This is a genomic window from Stenotrophomonas sp. SbOxS2, assembly GCF_013416715.1.
In the GTDB taxonomy this organism is placed as follows: domain Bacteria; phylum Pseudomonadota; class Gammaproteobacteria; order Xanthomonadales; family Xanthomonadaceae; genus Stenotrophomonas; species Stenotrophomonas lactitubi.
Genome location: NZ_JAAVXD010000002.1, coordinates 156,257 through 180,738 on the forward strand (window position 1 = coordinate 156,257; position 24,482 = coordinate 180,738).

23 protein-coding genes are annotated in these 24,482 nt (G+C 67.0%); 8 read left to right on the forward strand and 15 right to left on the reverse strand.

Annotated elements, in window-relative coordinates:
- Positions 1 to 126: 126 nt before the first annotated feature.
- Entirely contained in the window at positions 127 to 528 is a 402-nt protein-coding gene (locus HFK18_RS03885) for a hypothetical protein (RefSeq protein ID WP_100554399.1), read from the forward strand.
- A gap of 3 nt (positions 529 to 531) precedes the next feature.
- The gene (locus tag HFK18_RS03890) at positions 532 to 978 is read left to right on the forward strand and encodes a hypothetical protein (protein ID WP_025875822.1); all 447 of its coding nucleotides are present in this window, start codon (positions 532 to 534) and stop codon (positions 976 to 978) included.
- Between the two features lie 455 nt (positions 979 to 1,433).
- Here HFK18_RS03890 and dcp read toward each other — a convergent pair whose 3' ends face one another.
- The 3 genes from dcp to arfB all read right to left on the reverse strand — a co-directional run bounded on the left by dcp (position 1,434) and on the right by arfB (position 4,740).
- Positions 1,434 to 3,590 carry a peptidyl-dipeptidase Dcp gene (dcp, locus tag HFK18_RS03895; RefSeq protein WP_176019336.1) on the reverse strand — a complete coding sequence of 719 codons (2,157 nt, stop codon included), beginning with the start codon at positions 3,588 to 3,590 and terminating at the stop codon, positions 1,434 to 1,436.
- 111 nt (positions 3,591 to 3,701) lie between these two features.
- The gene (locus HFK18_RS03900) at positions 3,702 to 4,304 is read right to left on the reverse strand and encodes a lysophospholipid acyltransferase family protein (RefSeq protein ID WP_089241558.1); all 603 of its coding nucleotides are present in this window, start codon (positions 4,302 to 4,304) and stop codon (positions 3,702 to 3,704) included.
- A 4-nt stretch (positions 4,305 to 4,308) separates the two neighbouring features.
- Positions 4,309 to 4,740, reverse strand: a complete 432-nt coding sequence (gene arfB / locus HFK18_RS03905) for an alternative ribosome rescue aminoacyl-tRNA hydrolase ArfB (RefSeq protein ID WP_089241560.1) — start codon at positions 4,738 to 4,740, stop codon at positions 4,309 to 4,311.
- 134 nt (positions 4,741 to 4,874) lie between these two features.
- Between arfB and HFK18_RS03910 the strand changes: the two genes are divergently transcribed.
- Complete coding sequence (locus HFK18_RS03910; protein WP_089241562.1) at positions 4,875 to 5,393, forward strand: DUF2059 domain-containing protein; 519 nt, start codon at positions 4,875 to 4,877, stop codon at positions 5,391 to 5,393.
- 106 nt (positions 5,394 to 5,499) lie between these two features.
- Here the strand turns inward: HFK18_RS03910 and HFK18_RS03915 are convergent, their stop codons facing one another.
- The 4 genes from HFK18_RS03915 to HFK18_RS03930 form a co-directional block, all read right to left on the reverse strand.
- Positions 5,500 to 6,240: a pseudouridine synthase gene (locus HFK18_RS03915; protein WP_180164514.1), complete on the reverse strand. Its 741-nt coding sequence runs from the start codon at positions 6,238 to 6,240 to the stop codon at positions 5,500 to 5,502.
- A 107-nt stretch (positions 6,241 to 6,347) separates the two neighbouring features.
- Entirely contained in the window at positions 6,348 to 6,935 is a 588-nt protein-coding gene (locus HFK18_RS03920) for an O-methyltransferase (RefSeq protein ID WP_180164516.1), read from the reverse strand.
- Entirely contained in the window at positions 6,932 to 8,587 is a 1,656-nt protein-coding gene (gene ubiB / locus HFK18_RS03925) for a ubiquinone biosynthesis regulatory protein kinase UbiB (RefSeq protein WP_180164518.1), read from the reverse strand. The genes HFK18_RS03920 and ubiB overlap by 4 nt, the downstream gene beginning before the upstream one ends.
- Positions 8,584 to 9,219, reverse strand: a complete 636-nt coding sequence (locus tag HFK18_RS03930) for an SCP2 sterol-binding domain-containing protein (protein ID WP_099819562.1) — start codon at positions 9,217 to 9,219, stop codon at positions 8,584 to 8,586. The genes ubiB and HFK18_RS03930 overlap by 4 nt, the downstream gene beginning before the upstream one ends.
- Positions 9,220 to 9,609: 390 nt before the next feature.
- Here HFK18_RS03930 and ddlA point away from each other — a divergent pair, with 390 nt between their 5' ends.
- The gene (gene ddlA / locus HFK18_RS03935; RefSeq protein ID WP_180164520.1) at positions 9,610 to 10,707 is read left to right on the forward strand and encodes a D-alanine--D-alanine ligase; all 1,098 of its coding nucleotides are present in this window, start codon (positions 9,610 to 9,612) and stop codon (positions 10,705 to 10,707) included.
- Positions 10,708 to 10,792: 85 nt separating this feature from the next.
- Here ddlA and HFK18_RS03940 read toward each other — a convergent pair whose 3' ends face one another.
- The 3 genes from HFK18_RS03940 to oleC all read right to left on the reverse strand — a co-directional run bounded on the left by HFK18_RS03940 (position 10,793) and on the right by oleC (position 13,711).
- Complete coding sequence (locus tag HFK18_RS03940; RefSeq protein WP_025875842.1) at positions 10,793 to 10,948, reverse strand: DUF1328 domain-containing protein; 156 nt, start codon at positions 10,946 to 10,948, stop codon at positions 10,793 to 10,795.
- Positions 10,949 to 11,069: 121 nt separating this feature from the next.
- Positions 11,070 to 12,056 (reverse strand): 2-alkyl-3-oxoalkanoate reductase, encoded by a 987-nt coding sequence (gene oleD / locus HFK18_RS03945; protein ID WP_180164522.1) that lies wholly within the window; start codon positions 12,054 to 12,056, stop codon positions 11,070 to 11,072.
- Positions 12,053 to 13,711, reverse strand: a complete 1,659-nt coding sequence (gene oleC, locus HFK18_RS03950; protein ID WP_180164524.1) for an olefin beta-lactone synthetase — start codon at positions 13,709 to 13,711, stop codon at positions 12,053 to 12,055. Before oleC ends, oleD begins: the two co-directional genes overlap by 4 nt.
- A 102-nt stretch (positions 13,712 to 13,813) precedes the next feature.
- Here oleC and HFK18_RS03955 point away from each other — a divergent pair, with 102 nt between their 5' ends.
- Complete coding sequence (locus tag HFK18_RS03955; protein WP_089241582.1) at positions 13,814 to 14,239, forward strand: YkgJ family cysteine cluster protein; 426 nt, start codon at positions 13,814 to 13,816, stop codon at positions 14,237 to 14,239.
- Positions 14,240 to 14,315: 76 nt separating this feature from the next.
- On the opposite strand, the gene HFK18_RS03960 is transcribed toward HFK18_RS03955, so the two are convergent.
- From HFK18_RS03960 to HFK18_RS03975, 4 genes are all read right to left on the reverse strand, one after another.
- Positions 14,316 to 15,206: an alpha/beta fold hydrolase gene (locus HFK18_RS03960; protein WP_180164526.1), complete on the reverse strand. Its 891-nt coding sequence runs from the start codon at positions 15,204 to 15,206 to the stop codon at positions 14,316 to 14,318.
- A 141-nt stretch (positions 15,207 to 15,347) separates the two neighbouring features.
- Positions 15,348 to 16,364 carry a 3-oxoacyl-ACP synthase III gene (locus HFK18_RS03965; RefSeq protein ID WP_025875853.1) on the reverse strand — a complete coding sequence of 339 codons (1,017 nt, stop codon included), beginning with the start codon at positions 16,362 to 16,364 and terminating at the stop codon, positions 15,348 to 15,350.
- A 102-nt stretch (positions 16,365 to 16,466) separates the two neighbouring features.
- Complete coding sequence (locus tag HFK18_RS03970) at positions 16,467 to 16,784, reverse strand: DUF4156 domain-containing protein (protein WP_025875855.1); 318 nt, start codon at positions 16,782 to 16,784, stop codon at positions 16,467 to 16,469.
- Between the two features lie 140 nt (positions 16,785 to 16,924).
- A complete protein-coding gene (locus HFK18_RS03975; RefSeq protein ID WP_180164528.1) occupies positions 16,925 to 19,774 on the reverse strand; it encodes a pitrilysin family protein in 2,850 nt (949 codons plus the stop codon).
- A 404-nt stretch (positions 19,775 to 20,178) separates the two neighbouring features.
- Between HFK18_RS03975 and HFK18_RS03980 the strand changes: the two genes are divergently transcribed.
- Positions 20,179 to 20,655, forward strand: a complete 477-nt coding sequence (locus HFK18_RS03980; protein WP_180164530.1) for a hypothetical protein — start codon at positions 20,179 to 20,181, stop codon at positions 20,653 to 20,655.
- 70 nt (positions 20,656 to 20,725) lie between these two features.
- Positions 20,726 to 21,205, forward strand: coding sequence for a tRNA (cytidine(34)-2'-O)-methyltransferase (locus tag HFK18_RS03985; RefSeq protein WP_180164532.1), 480 nt, complete (start codon positions 20,726 to 20,728; stop codon positions 21,203 to 21,205).
- Positions 21,206 to 21,323: 118 nt separating this feature from the next.
- On the opposite strand, the gene HFK18_RS03990 is transcribed toward HFK18_RS03985, so the two are convergent.
- Complete coding sequence (locus tag HFK18_RS03990; RefSeq protein ID WP_100461852.1) at positions 21,324 to 22,487, reverse strand: acyl-CoA dehydrogenase family protein; 1,164 nt, start codon at positions 22,485 to 22,487, stop codon at positions 21,324 to 21,326.
- Between the two features lie 303 nt (positions 22,488 to 22,790).
- On the opposite strand from HFK18_RS03990, the gene HFK18_RS03995 reads away from it, so the two are divergent.
- The gene (locus tag HFK18_RS03995; RefSeq protein ID WP_180164534.1) at positions 22,791 to 24,467 is read left to right on the forward strand and encodes an electron transfer flavoprotein-ubiquinone oxidoreductase; all 1,677 of its coding nucleotides are present in this window, start codon (positions 22,791 to 22,793) and stop codon (positions 24,465 to 24,467) included.
- Positions 24,468 to 24,482: the final 15 nt, after the last annotated feature.

A 24,482-nucleotide genomic window follows, 5' to 3' on the forward strand; every position in this document is an offset into this window, starting at 1 on the left:
GCTCGGCGCTACAGGAGGGGTTACGCAGGTTTTACGCCCAGGCCCGGCACGGGGCATCGAACCTTTACGGCCACCACGCGCATCGTGTGCCTACCGCGCCGCAGGGCGCTTTGCGCAAGGTGTTGTATGACCCTCCTGGTGATCCGGCATGCGTCGCCGTCGGTGCCGCGTCCGCTGCTGCCGGCCGAGTTGTCCGGCCATCCGGTGCTGTGCACCGACTGCGCCAGCCTGGCCGATGTGCGCCAGTGCCTGTGCCAGCCGCAGGCGCGCAGCGCGGACTGGGTGCTGCTTGATGTCGGCGCGGCCGACGAGGCGCAATGGTGTGCCGAGGGCGGTGCGCTGCAGGCGGCACTGGACGGTCTGCCTGCGGAGTACATCGAACTGCAGTCACCCCATCAGCCTGGTCTGGAAGCGCGCCTGCGCCTGCAGCATGGTCCGGCCGCCGTGGTGGTCGACCAGCGCAGCCAGCAGGCGGGCTATCCGCTGTCGTTGGCCATCGTCGGCCGCCGCCTGGCACGGGAGGGCTGAGCCATGTCGATCTTCATCATCCGTGGCCCAGAAGCGGCGGGCGCGCTGATCCGTACCGCCGCGCCGCTGCCGGCGCCGGTGCTGAAATCACTGGTGCATCGTGCGATCGATGCGGGCACCAGCGTGGCGATCCGTGCCTGCGGTTCGGAACAGGAACTGCTGGACGCGCTGCGCGTGGCCGACCACAGCCGTGGCGAGGTGACGCTGCTCGATCCGGGCGCATGTGCCGACAGCCTGCGCCTGCAGCGGCTGCTGCCGTACCTGCACAACGCGTACGTGGAAGTGCATGACGACGGCGCGGTGGCCGAGCCGTGCCTGCCGGCGGGCGTGGGTCAGCGATTGGGGATCGCGGCCGGCTATGGCGCGCAGAGCTACGTGCTGGCGCTGGATATCGCGCTGGATCATCTGGGGCTGGCCGAGCAGGCGAACCGGGTGCACGTAGGGACCTGATGGCCGGGCTGCGCCCGGCACCCGGTAGTGCCGGCCGCTGGCCGGCAACCTCAACAGCAACAGCAGAGGCTGGATTTCCGTGGGATGGCGGGGTGGATCCGGTTGCGGGGGACGCTGCAAGTCCCCCTCCGGGGCCCGGCCCAGCCGCTGGCGGCTGTGCGTTCGGGCGCTTGCGAAGCAGTGCTTCGCAAGCAAAGCGCCCTCACCCCTGTAAGCTCGGTCGCGCCATCCATGGCGCTCACGCCCCCGCAACCGGACCCACCCCGCCTTCGACAGATTTCCGCGAACTGTCGGAATGGCATGGCCTGCTCTTGGTAGGTGTCGACCTTGGTCGACACATGGATCCACGCCATGCGTGGATGAGCGACAAACTGCGGAATCCGTCGATGGCATCGACGCAAAGAAAAACGGCGGGGTTGCCCCCGCCGTTTTTTCTTTCGTACTTCAGGCCGCGCTTACTTCAGCCCGCGGAACTTCAGCAGCGGTTCCACCGACGGGTCCTTGCCGCGGAAATCGCGGTACAGGGTCGACAGTTCCACGCTGTTGCCACGCGAGAGGATCTTGTCGCGGAATTCCTGGCCGTTGGCGGCGGTCAGGCCACCGTGTTCGGTGAACCACTGGTAGGCGTCATGGTCCAGCACTTCCGCCCAGAAGTAGGCGTAGTAGCCGGCCGAATAGCCGCCACCCCAGATGTGGTCGAAGTAGGTGGTGCGGTAACGCGGCGGCACCTGCGGCAGGTCGACCTTGAACTTTTTCAGCGCGCTGGCTTCGAAGGCGCCGACATCCTGCAGCGGGGCATCGGCCTTCTGCGTGTGCCAGGCCAGGTCGAGCAGCGCGGCCGACAGGTACTCGGTGGTCGCATAGCCCTGGTTGAAGCTGCGTGCCTTGAGGATCTTGTCGACCAGTTCCTGCGGCATCGCTTCGCCGGTCTTGTAGTGCTTGGCGTAGTTGGCGAACACCTTCGGGTCCAGCGCCCAGTGTTCGTTGAACTGCGACGGGAACTCGACGAAATCGCGCGAGGTGGCGGTGCCGGCGATCGACGGGTACTTCACGTTCGAGAACATGCCATGCAGTGCATGGCCGAACTCATGGAACATGGTGGTGACGTCGTCGAAGCTGATCAGCGCAGGCTGGCCAGCGGCCGGCTTGGTGAAGTTGCAGACGTTGTAGACCACCGGCTTGGCACCGGTCAGGCCGTCCTGTTCGACGAACACGTCCATCCAGGCGCCACCGGACTTGCTGTCACGCTTGAAGTAGTCGGTGTAGAACAGGGCCAGCGAGGTGCCGTCCTTGTCGAACACTTCGTACACCTTCATGTCCGGGTTGTAGGTCGGAATGTCGGTACGCGGCTTGAAGGTGATGCCGTACAGCTGGGTGGCGGCGTAGAAGACGCCGTTCTGCAGCACGTTGTCCAGCTCGAAGTACGGCTTGATCTGCGACTCGTCCAGATCGTACTTGGCCTTGCGCACCTGCTCGGCGTAGAAGTCCCAATCCGAGGCGGCCACCTGGAAGCCACCCTTCTGCGCGTCGATCACCTTCTGGATCTCGCCGGCTTCGGCGCGGGCCTTGGCGGTGGCGGCCGGCACGGTGTCGGTCAGCAGCTTGAGCGCGGCGGCCGGGGTCTTGGCCATCTGGTCGCCCAGCTGGTAGTCGGCGAAGGTGTCGAAGCCGAGCAGCTTGGCCTTCTGCGCACGCAGCTGGGCCAGGCGCTGCACGGTCTGCCGGGTGTCATTGGCATCGCCGCGCTCGGCACGGGTTTCCGAAGCCTTCAGCACGGCGGCGCGCTGGTCGCGGTCGGTCAGCGAACCGAGCACCGGCTGCTGGGTGGTGTTCTGCAGCGGCAGCAGGAACTTGCCGTCCAGCTTGCGGTCCTTCGCAGCGGCGGCGGCATTGTTGACCGCGCCCTCGTCCAGGCCGGCCAGCTTGGCCTTGTCGTCCACCACCACCGCGGCAGCGGCGGTTGCCGCCACCAGGCGGGTGTGGAACTGGGTGGACAACGTGGTTTCTTCCACGTTGAGCTTGCGCAGGCTCGCCTTGTCGGCGTCGGACAGCTGCGCGCCCGAGCGCACCAGGCCGTCGTAGTAATGCTCGACCAGGCGCTTCTGCACCGGATCCAGGCCCAGCGTCTCGCGCTGGTCGTACAGCGACTTCACGCGCGCGAACAGCTTCGGATCGAGGTTGATCTCGTCCTGGTGCGCGGCCAGCTTCGGCGCTACTTCTTCCTGGATCTTCTGGCGGGCATCGTTGGTATCGGCCTGGACCAGGCCGAAGAAGATGCGCGACACGCGGGTCAGGGTCTCGCCGCTGCGCTCCATCGCCACGATGGTGTTGTCGAAGGTGGCCGGCTCGGCGCTGTCGGCGATCTTGCGCACGTCGGCCAGATGCAGGCGCATGCCTTCTTCGAAGGCCGGCAGGTAATCGCTGTCCTTGATCTTGTCGAACGGCGGTGCCTGGAACGGCAGGCTGCTGGCGGTCAGCAGCGGGTTGGTGGAGGCTTCGGCCGGCTGCTGGGCCGGTGCTTTCTGGGCTTCGGACACGGGGGTGGACTCCTTGCCGGAACAGGCCGCCAGCGCCAGGCTGATGGCGGCGGCCAGGACTACGGTACGCGACATGTAAAACGCTCCTTGGGCAGACGGTACGGGATGGCAGCCGTCCACCCTACTCCTGTCACGGGCGCCCGGCATGTGCCGGACGTGGCGTCTACGCTGCCGGCAGCGATCGGCTCAGACCGTGCCGCGGGTCTTGCCGATCCACGGCCGGTAGAACTCGCGGATGGTCGCCATGTCGGCGGCATCATCGCCGGTCGGCGTGAACAGCGGACCGATGCCGATGATCTTCTCCGGATAGTGGAAGTACGCCGCCAGGATCGGCACGTCCGCCATCCGCGCGATCTTCAGGAAACCGGCCTTCCATTCCTTGACGGCCTTGCGGGTGCCTTCCGGAGTGATCGCGAACCACATCTTCTCGTTGTTGCGCAGCAGGTCCACGGCCTGGCCCACGGTGCCCTGCGGCGAGCTGCGGTCCAGCGGGATCACGCCCAGCCTGTGCAGCAGCGGGCCCAGTGGCCACCAGAACAGCGAGGCCTTGCCCAGCACCTTCACTTTCATGCCCAGTGCGATCTTGGCGGCCATGCCCCACAGCCCATCCCAGTTGGACGAATGCGGGGCGATGATGAAGACCACTTTCGGCACATCCGGCAGGGTGCCGGTCACCTTCCAGCCGCCCATGCGCAGCGTGCAGCGCGCCAGCCAGCGCAGGAAACGGTTGGGCTTGACCTGCGGCATGTTCGGCGGAATGGCCGGCAGCAACGGCGTCGGGTTGTTCAAGCAATCACTCCCAGTCACGTGATGAGCGCCCGCGCTTGATCTGCGCGCGCCCGCGTTTGGCGTCCAGACGACGCAGTTTCGACCCGAAGGTCGGCTTGGTGGCCTTGCGTGGTTTGGGCACGCTCAGCCCGGCCTGGATGAAGGCCGCCAGCCGCTCGCGCGCATCCTCGCGATTGCGATCCTGGGTGCGGAACCGTTGCGCGTCGATGACCAGCACGCCTTCGCCGGTCATGCGCCGGTCGCGCCGCGCCAGCAGGCGCTCGCGCAACGGTTCGGGCAACGAGGGCGAACCGGCCACGTCGAAACGCAGTTCCACCGCGGTGGAGACCTTGTTGACGTTCTGGCCGCCGGCGCCACTGGCACGCACGAAACGCTCGACGATCTCGCCGTCGGGGATTTCAAGCTGCGCGCTGATGGTGACCGGTCCGTTGCCCATCCGCGCATTGTAGCGGCAGCCGCGTTGCCGTGGCTGCCATCGCGCACCGTATGCCGCCGATCAGGCACCGAACACGCCGCCTTCGCCTTTGCCGGGGGTATGCTTGCCGTCCCGTGTACTGCAGGACGCTCCGCATGACCCGCTTGCTCCCCTCCCTGTTGCGCCGCGCGACCCTGCTGCTGGTGCTGGCCGCAGCAAGCGCGCCGGTGCTGGCCGCAGCGCCCACCGATGGCGACATCAACCGCCTGCTGTCGGCCTCGCGTGCGCAGAGCATGATCGACACCATGCTGCCGCAGATCGAAGCGATGCAGCAGCAGCAGTTCCAGCAGGTGGCCGCACAGCGCCAGCTCAACGCCCAGCAGCAGGAACAGCTGCAGCGCATCCAGGCGCGTACCAGCCAGACCCTGCGCCAGGCACTGTCGTGGCAGCAGCTGCGGCCGATGTACGTGGACCTGTACAAGAAGACCTTCAGCAAGGAAGACGTGCTGGCCATGGCCGAGTTCTACGAGAGCCCGGCTGGCCAGAGCCTGCTCGACAAGACCCCGGCGCTGATGCAGAACGTGATGGTGGCGATCCAGACGCGCATGCAGCCGCTGTTCGCCGATCTGCAGAAGGATCTGGAAGCGATCGTCAACGAGCCGGAAAAAAAGTGAGGTAGCGCCGGCCGCTGGCCGGCAACCCGGATTTCCGTAGCGCCCGAGCCCATGCTCGGGCGGCGGCGCGCAGCGCCGGGAAGCGCAGCCGAGCGTGGGCTCGGCTCTACAGGTGCTGGCTCCAGCCGAACAGGTCCAGCGCCTTCTGGAACTCACCGTCGACCGGGGCGCGCACGTCCACCATGCCGCCATCCGGATGCGGGAAGCGCAGCCGCTCCGCATGCAGCAGCATGCGGTGCACGCCCTGCATGCGGAAGTTGCGGTTGTGCCGGCCATCACCATGGCTGGTATCGCCGATCAGGTGATGTGACAGGTGCTTCAGATGCCGGCGGATCTGCCGGAAGCGACCCGTCAGCGGCTGGCAGCGCAGCAGCGCATAGCGCGAACTGGCGAACTCCCCCACTGGTACCGACAGTTCGCCGGCTGCCAGGCGCTGGAAGTCGGTCACCGCTGGCTTCTTTACCGGCTTGCCCGGGCCACCATCCAAGTCATGATCGACCTGCCAGGCGTCCTCGGCAGGCCAGCCGCGGCAGATCGCCAGGTAATCCTTGCTCACCTCGCCGCCCATCAGCGCCTTGCCCAGCATGCTGGCCGCGTCGCGGTCGAAGGCCAGCAGCAGGCAGCCACTGGTGGCGCGATCCAGGCGATGGACCAGGAAGATCGGCCGACCCAGCTGCTCGCGCAGGCGATCGGCGAGGAAATCATCTTCGCCACGGGCCAGCTTGCTGTCGTGGACCATCAGCCCGGCCGGCTTGTTGACCACGGCCAGGCGTTCGTCCAGGTGCAGCAGCTGCAGGGGCGCGGTTTCAATCTCGACCGCAGCGAGGGTGTCGGGTTCGGTGCTCACCGCGCGATTATAAAGGCCTGCCCTCTGTAGAGCCGAGCCCACGCTCGGCTGCTCCGCGCGCCAGGCAGTAGCGTGCCAACCAAGGTTGGCACCTACCTGTAAAGCAGTCAGGCGTTGCGCAGCGCCAGCAGTTCGCCATTGCCCACCGGCACCAGGCTGGTGGTGAACGCCGCGTCGGCGGCCAGGAGGGCGCGCAGCGGCTCCATCTCAGCGGCATGCGAGGTGGCGTTGTCGACCACCAGCAGGCCGCCGGGGCGCAGTACACGGCGCAGCTGCGGCCACCAGCCTGCGTACTGCCCGCGATCCGAATCCAGGAACAGCAGGTCGATGCAGCCATCGGCCGCCTGCGCCAGCCACTGCCCGGCATCAGCGTGGACCTGTTCGATGCGCTCACCCAATCCACTGCGCGCGAAATTCGCACGGGCCATCGCCACCTTGTCGGCGGCGAACTCCAGCGTGGTCACCCTGCCATCAATGGCAGCGGCGGCCTCGGCCAGCCACAGCGTGGAATAGCCATTGGACGTGCCGATCTCCAGCACGCGACGGGCATTGCCGAACCGCACCAGCACCGACAGCAGTTCACCGGTGTCGGCGGTGATGTTGAGCATGCGCCGGCCACGATCGGTTTCGCGCGCATCGTTGTCACTGCCGAACTGCGCCAGCTCGTGCTTGAGCGCGCTCAGCGCATCACTCATCGCCACCACGCACGCGCCAATGCGAACACGCCGACGGTACCGGACACCCAGCTCCATGCCGGCACGTCGCCCCAGTACCAGCCCGGCGGCTGCAGCACGTACATCAATGCGGCAATCGCCAGTAGACCAACGCCGGTGATCGCCCCGACCGCGCGCTTCTGCAGCCGCTGCAGGCTGGCATCGAGCGCAACCAAGTCGCGCGAACGCATCGCCAGTTCATGGCGGCCTTCCACCTGCTGGGTCAGCCAGGCGTGCACCAGGCGCGGCATGTCCGGCGCATGGGTCATGATTTCCGGCAGGCGCTTGCCGATCTCGCGCACCACGCGGCGCGGGCTGTAGCGCTCGCGCAGGATCTTCGCCAGCACCGGCTTGGCCACCGCCCAGATGTCGATCTGCGGATCGAGCTGGCGGCCGACGCCTTCGATGTTGAGCAGGGTCTTCTGCAGCAGGATCAACTGCGGCTGCAGGGTCAACTGGTAGCGCTGGGCCACGCGGAACAGCTTCATCAGCACTTCGGCCAGCGAGATCTGCGACAGCGGGCGGGTGAAGTACGGCTCGCACACCGAGCGCACTGCCGCTTCCAGATCATCGATGCGCACGTTGTCGGGCATCCAGCGCGCCTGCACGTGCAGTTCGGCGATGCGGCGGTAATCGCGGTTGAAGATGGCCATGAAATTCTCGGCCAGGTAGTACTGATCTTCCTGCGAGAGCTGGCCCATGATGCCGAAGTCCAGCGCGATGAAGCGCGGGTTGTCGCGGCGTGCCGGATCGATGTCGACCCAGATGTTGCCGGCGTGCGCGTCGGCATGGAAGAAGTTGTCGCGGAACACCTGGGTGTAGAACACCCGTACGCCCTTGGCAGCCAGCGCCTTGCGGTCGATGCCGGCCTTGTCCAGCGCGGCGATGTCATCGGAGGGAATGCCCCATACGCGCTCCAGGGTCAGCGCGCGCTCGGCGGTATGGCTCCAGATCACTTCCGGCACGTACAGGTCGTCGGAGTTCTCCCAGAAACGGCGCAGCACGCTGGCGTTGGCCCCTTCGCGCTGCAGGTCCAGCTCGGCGGCCAGGGTGTTCTCGACCTCGGCCACCACTTCGCGCGGACGGATCTTGTCGGCACGCGGATGGGTGCGCTCGACCAGCGTTGCCAGCGAATTGAGCAGGGCGATGTCGGCGTCGATCTGCTTCTCGATACCCGGGCGCAGCACCTTGACCACCACCTGGCGGCCATCGGCCAGGGTGGCCGCGTGTACCTGCGCGATCGACGCCGAGGCCAGCGGTTCGGTATCGAAACTGGCGAAGGCTTCGCTGACCGGCAGGCCGAGCGCTTCCTCGACGATGCGGCGCGCCGCGTCGCCGTCGAAGGGCTTGACCCGGTCCTGCAGCAGGGTCAGCTCATTGGCCACATCCGGCGGCACCAGATCGCGGCGGGTCGACAGGATCTGCCCGAACTTGACGAAGATCGGCCCCAGGTCCTGCAGCGCCAGGCGCAGGCGCGCACCGCGCGACTGTGCGGCGATGTCGGCCGAAGCGCGCGGCACGAACGGCTTGGCCAGACGCAGCCAGCGCTCTGCAGGCGTGTCCTGCAGCAGGTCGTCAAGGCGGTAACGCAGGATCACCCGGCCGATGCGGCTGGCCCGCAGCAGCGCCTTCATGCGGCACCCCGCAGGCGCTGCACGCGTGCGCCGAGGCGCTCGACATCGTCGCGCAGTACGTCCACGTCGTCGTGGAAGGCATCCAGTTCGGCACGTGGCACCACGTCGCGCGATTCCTCGGTGATGAATTCAGCGGCGCTGTGGGCCAGATCGATCGCGCCCTGGCGGGCGTGCTGCAAGGCACTGCGCAGGGTGTTGGCCACCTGCACGCCCAGCACGTCGCCGAACACGCTGACGAACGGCTGCTGCCAGTCCGGATCGAAGCCCTTGGCCAGTTGCTGCAGGCGGCGCGCCAGTTCAGCGTCGCCGGCCACGCGCACGCGGCCCTTGCCGTTGTCAGCGCCCTGGCGGGCACGCGCCAGCAGCGGCAGCTGCGCCAGCACGCCGGCCAGGCTGCTGCGCACGGCCAGGTCGGCTTCCTGCGCATCCACCGGGCCAACCCGCAACTGGTTGCCGTCGACGCTGATGCGCATCGCCAGCGGCGGCGCGTCCAGGGTCAGGTCGATATGGCGACCGTCGAGGCTGGCCAGTGCGTGGCGGGTATCCGGATCCAGCGCCAGCGCGCGGTTCAGGGCGATCTGCAGAGCGCGGCCAGCGACCGGCTTGAGGGACTTGAGCAGGGAAAGAGCCATGTGCGCATTCTACCTGCGTGGGTGGGGGGCTTGGGCCGGGCTGCCGCCCGGCACCCGCAGACGCAACGGCCAGGGCAACGGCAACATCAACATCAAAGGCGGGCTATCTGTGGAATGGCGGGGTGGGTCCGGTTGCGGGGGACGCCGTAAACCCATCCCTGGGGGCTTGGCCGCGGCATCCATGCCGCGGACACCCCCGCAACCGGACCCACCCCGCCTTCGACAGGCTTCTGCTGCTGTTGGTGGGTGTCGACCTTGGTCGACACGGTAGATCCACGCCATGCGTGGATGACACGCGCGACTGGATTTCTGGTTCATCTGTGCCTCACGCGGAAGGCCGATGAAGGTTCATGCTATGGAGCCACGCAACGCATAGGACATCGCACTTCCATGGCACGGACCCGGGTCGGCATCATCTTCGGTGGCAGGTCTTCCGAACACGAAGTTTCGCTGCAGTCGGCGAAGAACATTCTCGATGCGCTGGATCGGGAGCGCTTCGAGCCGGTGCTGGTCGGCATCGACAAGCAGGGCCAATGGCACCTGAGCCAGCCGGATACTTTCCTGCTCAATGCGGATGATCCGGCGCGCATCGCCCTGCATGCTTCCGGTACCGCGCTGGCGGTGCTGCCGGGTACCGAGCAGGCACAGCTGCAGCCGACCGATGCGGGCAGCGCGCTGGGGCAGATCGATGTGGTGTTGCCGATCGTGCACGGCCCGCTGGGCGAGGACGGTGCGCTGCAGGGGCTGCTGCGCATGGCCAACCTGCCCTTCGTCGGTTCGCCGGTGCTGGGCTCGGCGGTGGCCATGGACAAGGACGTGACCAAGCGCCTGCTGCGTGATGCGGGCCTGCAGGTGGCGCCCTGGGTGTGCATCCGTCGCCACGAGGCCGATGCGGTCGATGTCGCGGCATTGATCGAAGCGCTTGGCCTGCCGCTGTTCGTCAAGCCGGCCAACCAGGGCTCATCGGTGGGCGTGAGCAAGGTCAAGGATGCAGAGGGTTTCGCCGAGGCATTGCAGACTGCGCTGCGCTACGACCACAAGGTCCTGGTGGAATCGGCCGTGGTCGGCCGCGAGATCGAATGTGCAGTGCTCGGCAACGAGCGGCCGCAGGCCAGCGTCTGTGGCGAGGTTGTACTGCACGACGAGTTCTACGCCTACGACACCAAGTACATCAACGAAGACGGCGCTGAGGTGGTGGTGCCGGCCGCAATCGATGCGGCGACGCAGGCGCGTATCCAGCAGATCGCGTTGCAGGCCTATCAGGCGCTGGAGTGCGCCGGCATGGCGCGGGTCGATGTGTTCCTCACCGCCGATGGCCAGATCGTCATCAACGAGGTGAACACGCTGCCCGGCTTCACCCGCATCAGCATGTATCCGAAGCTGTGGGGTGCCAGTGGCTTGGGCTACACCGCCTTGATCACGCGGTTGATCGAACTGGCGCTGCAACGGCACGAGGCCGATCGCGGGCTGCATAGCGCGGTGCGGTAACAGCGCGCTGGTAGTGCCGGCCGCTGGCCGGCAACCCCGGGTTGTCGAGGTTGCCGGCCAGCGGCCGGCACTACCGCTCAAGCGGTCATGTGCGCTTGCGGAACATCGAGATCACGGCCAGCACCAGGAACACCACGAACAGGATCCAGGCAATGTTGCTGGCGGCACCGGCAATGCCGGAGAAACCGAGCACGGCGGCGATGATGGCGATGACAAAGAAGATGACGGCGTAATGCAGCATGGTGCTCCTCGCAGGTGGTCGGCCGTGGGTGGCGTTGTGTCCATCCTGCGCATCTGCCGGTGTGCAACCGGTGATGGCGATCTCTGCGCGTAATGAAGGCTTCAGCGCGGTGATGCCGCCGTCATGATGCCGCCTTCAGCCGTCGCAGTCCTTCTTCGATGCTGACCTGCGGCACGTAGCCGAAATCACGACGTGCCGGCTCCATGCTGTACCAGTGCGGCGTGCACAGCTGCTCGGCCAGGAAGCGCGTCAGCGGCGGCTCGCCACGCAGGCGCAGCAGCGGCCACAGCCGCTCGCAGATCGCGCCGATGCGATACGCGGTCTTGAAGCTGATCGCCTTGTCCACGGTTGGAGCACCCACCGCCTGCAGCAGCTTGTTGACCAGCTCGCGCATCGGCAGCGGCTCGCCATTGGAAATGAAGTACGCCTTGCCGGCGCAGGCCGCGCCCGGTGCCAGCGTCTCGAAGGCGAGGAAATGCGCCAGCGCGGCGTTGTCGATGTAGGTGGTGTCGACCTTGTTGTTGCCGTCGCCCACCAGGCGCAGGCGGCCAGCGCGTGCACGATCGGCCAGGCGCGGCACCAGCTGCTGGTCGCCCGGGCCCCAGATCAACCGCGGGCGCAGCGCCACGGTCGCCAGCGTGGCGTCGTTGGCCGCCAGCACCCGCTGTTCGGCAATCGCCTTGGTTGCTGCATACGGCGCCTGGAAATCCTCGCCATAGGGGACTTCGTCCGCACCCAGTCCTTCCACCGGGTGCGTGGCGCGATGGGTCACGCTGGGCGTTGAGGTGTAGACCAGCTTGCCGATGCCATGGGCGCGGCAGGCCGCGATGACGTTGTCGGTGCCGACCACGTTGGCCTGGTGATAGCTGTCATAGCTGCCCCAGGCACCGGCCTTGGCACCGTTGTGGAACACCGCATCGACGCCGGCCACCGCATGCAGCACTGCCTGCGGGTCAGCCAGGTCGCCGCGGATCTGGCCCACGCCCAGCGCCTGCAGTTCCGGGTAATGGCTGCGGTTGAACGCCAGCACCTGGTGGCCACGTTCGAGCAGGCCACGGCACAGCGCCTGGCCAAGGAACCCACCACCACCGGTGACCAGGATCTTCATGCGCGCTTCTCCAGTTCGGCGCGGGCCCAGACGGCGAGCTTCTCGCGGCCGATCTTGGCGTTGTGACGGATATCGACGGGGAACGCCGGGTGCATCAGCACGTGTTCCAGCGTCAGCTCGGGCAGACGCGCAGCGGCCGTGGCATGCAGCGCCTCACGCAACGCAGGGCTGTCGGACTGGCCACGCTGCAGCTCCACGCACAGCACCGGCACCTGCGCACCGGCTGCGCCGACGCCGACCAAGGCCGTGCGTGCCACCCCGGGCACGGTGTTGAACACCGGCTCGACCTGTTCGGTGTACAGCGGCCCGTGCGCGGTTTCCACGCGATGGGTCTTGCGGCCACAGAACCACAGCCGCCCCTGCGCATCGAAGTAGCCGACATCGCCCATGCGATGCACGATGCGGACGCTGCCATCGGCCAGGGTTTCGCTGATCTTCGCCGCCGCCGTCGCCTGCGGGCGGTTGAAATAGCTGTCAGTGGCGGTCGGCCCTGCCACGGTGATCTCGCCGACTTCGCCCACGGCCAGCAGGCGCGCCTGCGACCAGTCCGGCAGCGGCGCGTCGTCGATGGCGATGATGCGTACTTCGTTCGGTGCGACCACGCTGCCGACGCAGGTGCCGGCGCCGCCCTCGGTGGCCGCGCGCGTACGCTCCAGCTCGCGCCCCTCGACCACTGCCACCGGCAGGCACTCGGTGGCGCCATACGGTGTCCAGAACTGGGCATCGGCCGGCAGCAGGCTGCGGATGGTGGCGACCACGTCCGGCGGCACCGGTGCACCGGCGGAGGTCACCCGGGTCACCGATGGCAGCGGCCGCCCGTGCCGTGCCAGCACCCGCATCAACGCCGGCGAGCCGAACAGCTGGGTCACCCCGAAGCGCTGGATGGCGTCATGCAGGCGCGCCGGGTCGGCCTGTGCCGGCCGGGTCGGATCCATGTCCGGAATGACCGAGGTCAGGCCCAGCGCGGGATCGAACAGGGCAAACGGCGGGAAGGTCGGCAGATCCACCCCACCCGCCTCCATGCCGAAGGCGCTGCCCAGCAGCTCGATCTGACCGACGAAGTGGCGGTGGCGGTAAACCACGCCCTTGGGCACGCCGGTGGAGCCGCTGGTGAACAGGATCGCCGCGGTGTCCTCGCCATCGGTATCGGCCAGCATCGCGCCGCTGTTGGCGCCGGCACGCTCCAGCGCGGCCAGGGTGGTACCGCCCCAGCCGAGCCGACGGCCCACCGTGACCAAACGGGTCGCCGCGGGCGCCCAGCGCAGCGCCAGCCGCGCCACGTGGGCCAGCGGGATACCGATGAAGGCCTGCGGCTGTGCCTCGTCCAGGCACTGCTTCAGCGCGCGCTTGTCGATGCCCGGATCGACCAGCACCGGCACCGCGCCCAGCTTGAACAGGGCGAACATCAGCAGGAAGAACTCCGGCGACGGCCGCACCATCACCACCGTACGCACCCCGCGGCCGATCCCGTAGCCGGCCAGGCCGGCCGCCATCGCATCGCTGCGGGCGTCCAGCTGGCGGTAATCCAGGGTCACGTCGTAGGCCGCCATGCCGTTGCCGGCGCCGCGGCGGCCGGGGCAGCGGATGGCGATCTGGTGGGGGCGTTCACGCGCCAGCTCGGGCAGCCGCGCGGCGATATTGCAGGATCGGTTCATCCGTTCATTGTCGCCGCTTACGGAATTTCTTGCGCGGCGGCCGCCAGCGTGGAAAATCCGCATCCTCGTCCCTTTCCCGATGCCGCCCGAGGCGGCTTGCCCATGCAACATCCCTGCATGACCTGCGGCGCCTGCTGCACCCAGTACCGCGTGGCCTTCCACTGGATGGAATCGGACGAGGTCACCCCCGGCGGCGTGCCGCACCAGCTCACCGAGGTGCTCGACCCGCATCGCCTGTGCATGCGCGGCACCCATTCCAAGCCGGTGCGCTGCGTGGCGCTGGATGCGCAGATCGGCGTCTATTCGCGCTGCACGATCCATCCCAACCGGCCCAGCGTGTGCCGCGAAGTGGATGCGTCATGGGAATACGGCAAGGCCAGCGCGCAGTGCGACAAGGCGCGCATCGCCTATGGCCTGGATCCGCTGACCCTGGCCGATTGGCGCTGGCGCGACGAAGCAGGCAACGACGACGACCACCCGGACGACAACGGCAACAGCCCCTCGCCGCAGGCCCCGATCGCGGCGTAGTCCGGCGTGCCGACCAACGGTCGACACCTACCCACTCCTTCTCCCGGTGGGTGCCGACCGTTGGTCGGCACACCTCTCAGATCGGATTCGCGTCCAGGAACGCGCGGATCTCCGGCACCAGCACTTCATGCTTGTCTTCCAGCACGTAGTGGCCAGCATCCTCGAAGGCATGTACCTGCGCCTGCGGCAATGCGGCCTGGAAGCCCTTCAGGAAGTGGTGATCGAACACGAAATCGCGCAGGCCCCAGCCGAGGAAAGCCGGGCGATCGGCGAAGGACGGCAGTGCCTTGCCAGCGCGCTCCAGCAGTGACCACGCCTTGTCGGCCGGCGACAGCGGGATGTCCTGCATGAAGCGGATGGTGCTGATGCGGTTGGCGTAGCTGTTGTACGGCGACACATAGGCGCGGCGCACGTCGGCCGGCATCTTCCGCTCCACGCCCAGCCACGACGCGCCGGAGGAGAACGCATTGAAGGTGCGGATGATCCACTCGCCGATCTTCCAGTGCCGCCCCAGCGCGATCTGCCACGGCATCTTCTTCGCCGCCGGCATCGGGAACGCGGCGGTGTTGAGCACCACCAGGCACTTGACCTGGTCGTGGTGCGACAGCGCCCAGCCGAAGCCGATCATGCCGCCCCAGTCGTGCACGGCCAGGGTCACCGGGCCGGTGATGCCCAGATGCTTCAGCAGTGCATCCAGATCATCCACGCGCGACTGCAGCGTGTACTCGTAGCGGCTGTCGTCGGGCTTGTCCGACAGGCCCATGCCGATATGGTCCGGCACGATGCAGCGGTAGCGGTCCGACAGGCCGGCCACCAGCGTGCGCCAGTAATAGCTCCACGACGGGTTGCCGTGCACCATCACCACCACCTCGCCGTCGCGCGGGCCTTCGTCGAGATAGTTCATCGACAGGCCGGGGCGGACCTCAAAGCGCTGCGGGTGGGCGGGGTAACCGGGAAGATCGCGCATGCGGAACACCTTGGAAGAATCGCGGCGCAGTGTAGAGCCGAGCCGATGCTCGGCTGCTCTCCGGTCAGGCCGCGGAAGAACCGCGCTGCGCGCGTGAGCCGAGCGTGGGCTCGGCTCTACAGGGAGTCTGGCAGAAGGGTCTTACCAGACCACTTCGGCCATCGAGCAGTTCAGGCCCGAGCCGATGCCCAGAAGCGCGATGCGATCGCCCTTCTTCAGCTTGCCCAGCTGCTTGAGCTTGCTCAGCACGATCGGCACCGAGGCCGGACCGATGTTGCCGTGCTCGCCGAAGATGGTCATGACCTTCTTCGGGTCGATGCCGAAATTCTTGATGAACGCCGCGGTGTGCGGCTGGCTGACCTGGTGGATGACGAACTGGTCCAGCTCTTCCACGGCCCAGCCCAGTGCGATCTTGGCGGCGGTGAAGGTCTTCTGGGCCAGCTTGATGCCCTCGATCAGCAGCATGCGGGTGTCGGTGACCATGCGGTCCAGGTTGCCCAGGCACAGCTGGTTCCACTCGGTGGCCGAACGGGTCACGCCACCCTTGTAGCGCGGCGCGTCGGGCACCAGCTCCGAACGGGCCATCACCATCGCGGCCGCACCGGAACCGGTGGTCAGCGCCGCCAACTCGTTGCGGAAGTCGTCGGCGGTGACGTCCGGCGCGGTCATCCGCTCCAAGGTCTTTTCGTACACCAGGTTGGCGGTCTCGCCATCCACCACCAGCGCGTAGTCGATCTCACCGCGCTCGAGCATGCGCGCCGCGATATCCATGCCGTTGATGAAGGCCAGGCAGGCATTGGCGACGTCGAAGGTCATGCACTCGTCGCTGACACCGAGGTTGCCGGACACGATGGACGCGGTGGACGGCTCCAGGTAGTCACGGCTGACCGAGGTATTGATCAACAGGCCCACCTGCGTCGCATCGATGCCTGCGTCTTCCAGCGCCTTGCGGCCAGCCATGGTGGCCGCGTCGGACGCCAGCACGCCGTTGTCCCACAGGCGGCGCGCGTGGATGCCGGCGATATCGCCGAGGACATCGGTACGGATACCAAGGCGATCCAGCGTCGGCTGCAGCCGTTCGTTGATTTCCTTGGTCGTCAGCGTGTGCGGCGCATCAACGTGAGCCAGGCCGGCAATCGAGACATTCTTGAAGAGCATCGAGGTTAGCGCCAAGGCTCAGGCAAAGGGGGCGCTATTCTATAACCCCCCGGGCCTTCACCGCATCTTTACGAATTCAGCCTTGGCCGTATGGTGAAGGATTCAGCGCGGCGGGCACTGGAAAGCAGCGAAGCGCTGGCTGCCATCGGCCGGGGCCGCAGCGGCCTGCACGGCGTTGGCGCCGGTGGTCGGGGCTTCATTGCGGGCCAGGGTTTCCAGCTCTTCCTGCACCCGCAGCGGGTTGCGGTTGTAGAAGCCGACCTTGCTCTTCACGGTCACCACCACTTCGCCCTTGGAGATGCACCCGGCCGGTACCGGGCCTGCCGGCAGCACGCGGGTCGCCTTGCCGGCCGGTTCGATCGGCACCCAGGTGCAGGCGGTGACGGTGAGCAACAGGGACGACAGCAGCAGAACGCGCATGGGCAGGATCCTGGAAGGGAATGTCAGGAGTGTGCCTGAACCGTCTGAATCAGGGATAGCCGGGCGGGGTCACGGGGTTGCCGGCCAGCGGCCGGCACTACCGCGGCAGGCCTGCCCGCTAGAGCGGGCAGGCCTGTCCCTTATTTCTTGACCGGGTTGCCTTCGGCATCAATCACGGTCACTTCGCCCAGTTTCAAGGCGCGTACGGCCGCTTCGGTCTGCTTGAGGTCACCCACCACCACCCAGGTCAGCGCCTGCGGCTTGATCTCCGCCGCCGCCTGCTGCACCTGTGCCGGGGTCATCGCTTCGATCTCGGCCTTGCGGCGCAGCACGTAGTCATCCGGACGCTTGAACTGCACGATCGTGCCGATGGTCGCGGCCACCGCGCTGGCGGTCTCGTAGGCACCGGGCAGGCTCAGGGTCTGGATGTTGCGGATGCGCGCCACTTCAGCGTCGGTCGCCGGCTTGCTGCCGTTGGCGAACTCGGCGATCTCCTTGCGCATTTCGGCCATGGCCGGGCCGGTCTTGTCGATCTGCACCGGTGCCATCGCCATCCACGGGCGCTGGCCCACGGTGTTGCTGGCGCTGGTGCGGGCACCGTAGGACCAGTGCTTGTCCTCGCGCAGGTTCATGTTCAGGCGCGAGGTGAAGTCGCCACCGATCACACCGTTGGCGATGTCGAAGCGGGTCGAGCTGGCGTCGCTGGACGGCGGCACGACCTGGCCGGCGAACAGGTTGGCCTGCACCGCGCCCGGCTGGTCGATCAGGAACACGCGCGGGCTCTTCGGCAGTGCCACGGCGGTGGTGGCCTTGATCGTCGGCGCATCACCGGTGGCCTTCCAGTCGCCCAGCTGCTTGTCCAGCAGCGGCACGATCTCGGCCAGGGTGGTGTCGCCGACCACGATCAGGGTGCCGTCCTGCGGACGCAGCCAGTCGCGGTGGAAGTCGACCAGGTCTTCGCGGCCCAGGCTGCTGATCGCTGCTTCATCACCGCTGCCGGTGAACGGGATCGCGTAGGGGTGGCCCTTGCCGTACAGCAGCGGCGGCAGCACGCGCATCGCCACCGCACCCGGATTGACCTTCTCCTGCTGGATACCGGCGATCCACGTCGCCTTGACCCGGTCGATCTCGCTCTGCTCGAAGCGCGGCTCGCGCAGCAGGCTGGCATACAGCGCCAGCGACGGCACCAGGTTCTCCTTCAGCGCGGACAGTTCCACGTCCACCGAATCCAGGCCGGCGGAAGCGTCCAGGTCCGCACCCAGCGCATCGGCTGCATCGGCGAAGGCCAGCGAACCCAGCTTGCCGGCGCCTTCAGTCATCAGGCTCATGGTGAAGTTGGCGGTGCCCGGCTTGCGGCCCTGATCAGCGGTGAAGCCGCCCGGGAACTGGTAGCTGAACTGCACCACCGGAATTTCATGGCGTTCGGCCAGCACCACCTGGGTGCCGTTCTTCAGCGTGGCGCGCTGCAGTGCCGGGAACTTCAGCTGCGGGAACTCGCGGGTCTGCGGCACGCCGGCCTTGCGGTCCACCTGCTCGGGCAGGGTGCTGTACTTGCTGTCCACGGCCGGCACGTTGAACGGCTTCGGCGCCTGCGACGGATCTTCCTTCAGCGCAACGCGTTCACCGGGCTCGACCACCAGGGTGTGGCTGCCCTTGTCCAGCCACTGCGCGCCCAGGCGCTTGAGGTCGGCAGCGGTGGCCTTGTCGATGTTGGCCAGCGAGGTGCGGAAGCAGCCCGGGTCGCCGGTGTACACCGTGCATTCGGCCAGCGCGTCGGCCTTGCCGCCGAAGCCGCCGATGCGCTCGATGCCGCGGATGAAGGCAGCGCGCGAGCCGGTCTTGGCGCGCGCCAGTTCTTCGGCGGTCGGGCCCTCCTTGAGCAGGCGCTCGATTTCCTCATCGATGATCTTTTCGACCTTGGCCGGATCCTGGCCCTGCTTCACCGTCGCCATCACCATGAAGTTGGAACCCAGCTGCGAGGCGTAGGCGCCGGCGCTGATGTTGTCCACCAGCTTGTCCTGGTGCTGCAGGCGCTGGCTCAGGCGCGAAGACTTGGCGCCGCCGAGCACATAGGCCAGCAGCTGCAGCTGGTCGACGTCGGTGGTGCCAACCTGGGCCACGTTCCAGGCGCGGTAGATGCGCGCCTGCGGCACCTTGTCGGTCATCACCTCGCGGGTGTCGGCCGGGCGCTTGGCAACGTCCACCTTCGGCTGCGCCATGGTCGGGCCGGCCGGGATGCTGCCGAAGTACTTCGCCGCCTTTTCCTTTGCCGTGGCCAGATCGATGTCACCGGCCAGCACCAGCACTGCGTTGTTCGGGCCATACCAGGTGCGGAACCAGGTCTTGACGTCATCCAGCGAGGCGGCGTTGAGATCGTTCATCGAGCCGATCACGCTGTGGTGGTACGGGTGGCCCACCGGGTACAGCGCGCGGTTGAGCTGTTCCCACACCTGGCCATAGGGCTGGTTCTCGCCCTGGCGCTTCTCGTTCTGCACCACACCACGCTGCTCGTCGAGCGCGGCCTGGTCGATCGCGCCGACCAGATGGCCCATGCGATCCGATTCCATCCACAACGCCATGTCCAGCGCGGTGGTCGGCACGTTCTCGAAGTAATTGGTGCGGTCGGTATTGGTGGTGCCGTTCTGGCCGGTGGCGCCCACCTGCTTGAAGGGCTCGAAGTACTCGCCGTCGTGGTTCTCGCTGCTCTGGAACATCAGGTGTTCAAACAGATGCGCGAAGCCGGTACGGCCGGCGGGCTCGTCCTTGCTGCCGACGTGGTACCAGATGTTGACCGCAACGATCGGTGCCTTGCGATCGGTATGCACCACCACCCGCAGGCCGTTGGGCAGGGTGAACTGCTCGAACGGGATGTCGACCTTGCTGGTCGCGGCCGGCTTGGCCGCCAGCGCGTAGGTCGGCGCGAGCGTGCCGAGAGCAGTACTGAGAGCAACAGCGAGCAGCGCGGCGCGCGGGCGCAGGGTGAGCGACATATCCGGGTCCTTGGTCACATAGGTGAATCCCGATCCTAGCGCGGGCGTGCGGCCACCGGTATCGGCCACCAGTCACTGGGGGTGATCGGCCACATCGGCCATCGCGATCGGCGTTTCAGGGTCACGAACGGCGGTGATTCACGTCCGGACAGTGTCCGCGGCACCCCGAATGGACAGGTGTCCGCCCGGCGGACACTTTTCATTCGCCATAAAACCCTTACGAATCAATAGGTAAAAGTTGGCACGGGGATTGCTTTGTCCTTCCTGCGCCAGCAAGGGCTTCAGACAAAACCTGACTGAAGACTGAACATAGGAAGGAAATCGAAAATTCCGCTTGCATTCCCAGAACTGGTGTTCTACCTTACTACCACACCACTGCTCACCAACACTAAACAGGCCCCGTCATGAACGCCAAGACCATTGCCATCGCCATCGCCCTGATCGCCGGCACCGCGGTTGTTTCGTCGGTGCAGGCCTCCGAATCCATCAAGACCCTGTCCACCGTGCAGGTCCGCCCGGCCGCCGACCAGCTGGTCCAGCAGGCCTGGGAACAGGCCAGCGGCATCCGCACCCTGGCCACCGTTGAAGTGCGCCCGAGCGCGGACCAGCTGAGCGAGCGCGACGGCTTCATCGCCCCCCCGGTCGCCGCCGCGCTGCCGATCACCACCCTGGCCTCGGTTGAAGTCCGCCCGAGCCTGGAACAGCGTGTCGCCCTGGCTGCCGAGCAGGAAGCCCAGCGCTACGCCGCCACCCTGGCCGCCGCCGCCACCAGCGTCGCCAACCAGGTGATCGTCAACCTGCCGGCCCTGCAGGTGCGTCCGAGCGCTGCCCAGCTGCAGGCCTTCGCTGCCGAAACCGCCCAGGTCCTGCTGCGCCCGTAAGCGACGTCCGCCCTGCCCATCGCAGGGCGTGCGTCGTAAAGGCGGCGGCCGTCGCAGGTACACTGCGCCGATGAATGCCGCGCCCCAGTTCCACGTGATCCTGTTCGAACCGGAAATCCCGCCCAACACGGGCAATGTGATCCGGCTCTGCGCCAACACCGGCGCGCAGCTGCACCTGGTCGAGCCGCTCGGCTTCGCACTGGAAGACAAGCAGCTCAAGCGCGCCGGCCTGGACTACCACGAGTACTCGCGCCTGCAGGTGCATCCAGACCTGGACACTGCGCTGGCACGGATCGCACCGAAGCGGTTGTTCGCCCTGAGTACGCGTGCCAGCGTCCGCTATGACAGCGTGGCGTTCGAAGACGGTGATGCCTTTCTGTTCGGCCCGGAAAGTCGTGGCCTGCCGCAGGACGTGCTCGATGCACTGCCCGATGGTTGTCGCCTGCGCCTGCCGATGCGGCCGGACAACCGCAGCCTCAATCTTTCCAACACCGTTGCGGTGGTGATGTACGAAGCGTGGCGCCAGCACGGGTTTGCCGGCGGCCAGTAGATCCACGCCCCGCGTGGATGATCGTCTGGTAGATGCCGACCTTGGTCGGCACGGGAGCGCCAACCAAGGTTGGCGACTACCGCCATCCCGGTAGATCCACGCCATGCGTGGATTCCTGTCAGAACGCGTTGATGCCGGTCAGCTCACGGCCGATCACCAGCTGGTGCACGGTTTCGGTGCCTTCATAGGTGATCACCGATTCCAGGTTCAGCGCATGGCGGATCGCCACGTGCTCGGTGGTGATGCCGGCGCCACCCAGCAGATCGCGACACTCGCGGGCGATGTCGATCGCCATGCGGCAGTTGTTCCACTTGGCCAGGCTGACCTGCTGCGGCTGCACCTGCCCGGCCTCCTTCAGTCGGCCGAGCTGCAGCGCCAGCAGCTGCGCCATGGTGATGCGCCGGGCCATGTCGGCCAGCTTGATCTGCGCGCTCTGCGTGGCGGCCAACGGACGGCCGAACAGCACCCGCTCCTTGGCATAGCCCAGCGCTTCATCCAGGCAGGCGATGGCCGAGCCGATCGGGCCCCAGCTGATGCCGAAGCGCGCCTGGGTCAGGCAGCCCAGCGGACCCTTCAGCCCCTTCACGTTCGGCAGGCGGTGGCTGTCGGGCACGCGCACGTCGTCGAAGAACAGCGCGCCGGTCAGCGACGCGCGCAGGCTCATCTTGTGCTTGATTTCCTGGGTGGTGAAGCCGGCCATGCCCTTTTCCAGCACGAAGCCCTGGATGCCGTCTTCGGTCTGCGCCCAGATGATGGCCAGGTCGGCCACCGGGCCGCTGGTGATCCACATCTTGCTGCCGCTGATGCGCCAGTCGCTGCCATCGCGCACCGCGCGGGTCTTCATGCTGGCCGGGTCGGAACCACCATGCGCCTCGGTCAGGCCGAAGCAACCGATCAGTTCGCCGCGCGCCATCGCCGGCAGCCACTGCCGGCGTTGCTCTTCGCTGCCGTACGCGTAGATGGGATACATGCACAGCGAGCTCTGCACCGACACGAAGCTGCGCAGGCCCGAATCGCCGCGCTCCAGTTCCTGGCAGATCAGCCCGTAACTGACCGCGCCCAGATCGCCGCCGCCGTACTCGGCCGGAAGCGTGGCGCCGAGCAGGCCAAGCGAGGCGATCTCCGGCACCAGTTCCGACGGGAACCGCGCCTGGTCGAAGGCATCGCCGATGATCGGCAGCACGCGCTCGTTGGTGAAGCGGGCCACGCTTTCCTGTACCGCGCGCTCTTCCTCGCTGAGCAGGGAACGGACATCGAACAGGTCGTACGGATCCAAAGCCATGGCACTCACACGCAGACGGGACCCGGCCATTGTCGGTCATCCGGGTGGGTTTGGTGTGCCGGTAGAGACCGACCTCGGTCGGCGCTGGCGTTCCCGCGGACGCCAACCAAGGTTGGCGGCTACCGACGCTGCGTACGCTGCACTGCAGCAATCGCGGTGTGAACATCGGCGATCTAGCTCGATCACGCGCAGCCCGGTACCCTGACAACATTCAAACAACCGTTTCGCCCGTGGCTGCACGCGCGATTCCCAGGCAACCGCCGGTGGCCCCGATGCCGGCACTACCCACGAGTCATGCAATCGATGAGTGCTGAAGCCAACGCCCTGCCCCCGCGTGAAGTCATGGAATTCGACGTGGTCATCGTCGGTGCCGGCCCGGCCGGCCTGGCCACCGCGATCCGCCTGCGCCAGCGCGCGATCGAAGCCGGTCGTGAACTGTCGGTCTGTGTGCTGGAGAAGGGTTCCGAGCCCGGCGCGCACGTGCTGTCCGGTGCGGTGATGGACCCGCGCGCGCTGACCGAACTGTTCCCTGACTGGGCCGAGCGCGGCGCACCGCTGAAGCAGAAGGTCACCCGTGACGAGTTCCTGTTCCTCAGCGAGACCGGCGCGCGCACCACCCCGCACGCGCTGTTGCCCGAGTGCTTCCACAACGAAGGCAACTACATCATCAGCCTCGGCGAGGTCACCCGCTGGCTGGCGCAGCAGGCCGAAGCGCTGGAAGTGGCGATCTTCCCCGGCTTTGCCGCCGCCGAAGTGCTGTACGGCGATGATGGCGCGGTGATCGGCGTGGCCACCGGCGACATGGGCATCGAAAAGGACGGCAGCATCGGCCCGGCCTTCGAACGCGGCATGGCGCTGCAGGCGAAGTACACGATCTTCGCCGAAGGCGCGCGCGGCCATCTGGGCCGCCAGCTGATCAGCCGTTTCAAGCTGGACGAAGGCAAGGATCCGCAGGCCTACGGCATCGGCATCAAGGAACTGTGGCAGATCGACCCGGCCAAGCATGAGCCGGGCCTGGTGGTGCACGCCGCCGGCTGGCCGCTGGACACCGATACCTACGGCGGTGCGTTCCTGTACCACGCCGACGGCGGCAAGGTCGCCATCGGCTACGTGGTCGGCCTGGACTACAGGAACCCGTGGCTGAGCCCGTTCGAAGAGTTCCAGCGCTTCAAGACCCATCCGTCGATCCGCAAGCACCTGGAAGGTGGCACCCGCATCGGTTACGGCGCGCGTGCGATCACCGCCGGCGGCCTGATGTCGCTGCCGAAGACCGTGTTCCCCGGCGGTGCACTGGTCGGCTGCGAGGCCGGCTACCTCAATGTCAGCCGCATCAAGGGCAGCCACGCGGCGATCAAGACCGGCATGCTGTGCGCCGATGCCGCCTTCGACGCGCTGGTGGCCGATCGCCAGCACGACGAGCTCAGCGCCTACCCGGCCGCCTTTGAAACCAGCTGGCTGCACGACGAACTGAAGCTGTCGAAGAACTTCAAGCAGTGGTTCAAGAAGGGCCAGACCGTGGCCACGCTGATGACCGGCATCGAGCAGTGGCTGCTGCCGAAGCTGGGCGTGCGCAATCCGCCGTGGACCCTGCGCCACAGCATCCCGGACCATGCCTGCCTGGAGCCGGCGTCGAAGCACACGCGCATTGCCTATCCCAAGCCCGATGGCGTGCTGACCTTCGACCGCCTCAGCTCGGTGTTCCTCAGCAGCACCAACCACGACGAGAACCAGCCCAGCCACCTGACATTGAAGGATGCGAGCATCCCGGTGAAGGTGAATCTGGCCGAGTACGCTGGTCCGGAAGCACGCTACTGCCCGGCGGGTGTGTACGAATTCGTCGGCGACGGCAACGATGCGCGGCTGCAGATCAATGCGCAGAACTGCGTGCACTGCAAGACCTGCGACATCAAGGACCCGACCCAGAACATCGTCTGGGTGACCCCGCAGGGCGGCGGCGGACCGAACTACTCCGGCATGTGACCGGTGAGGGGGCTG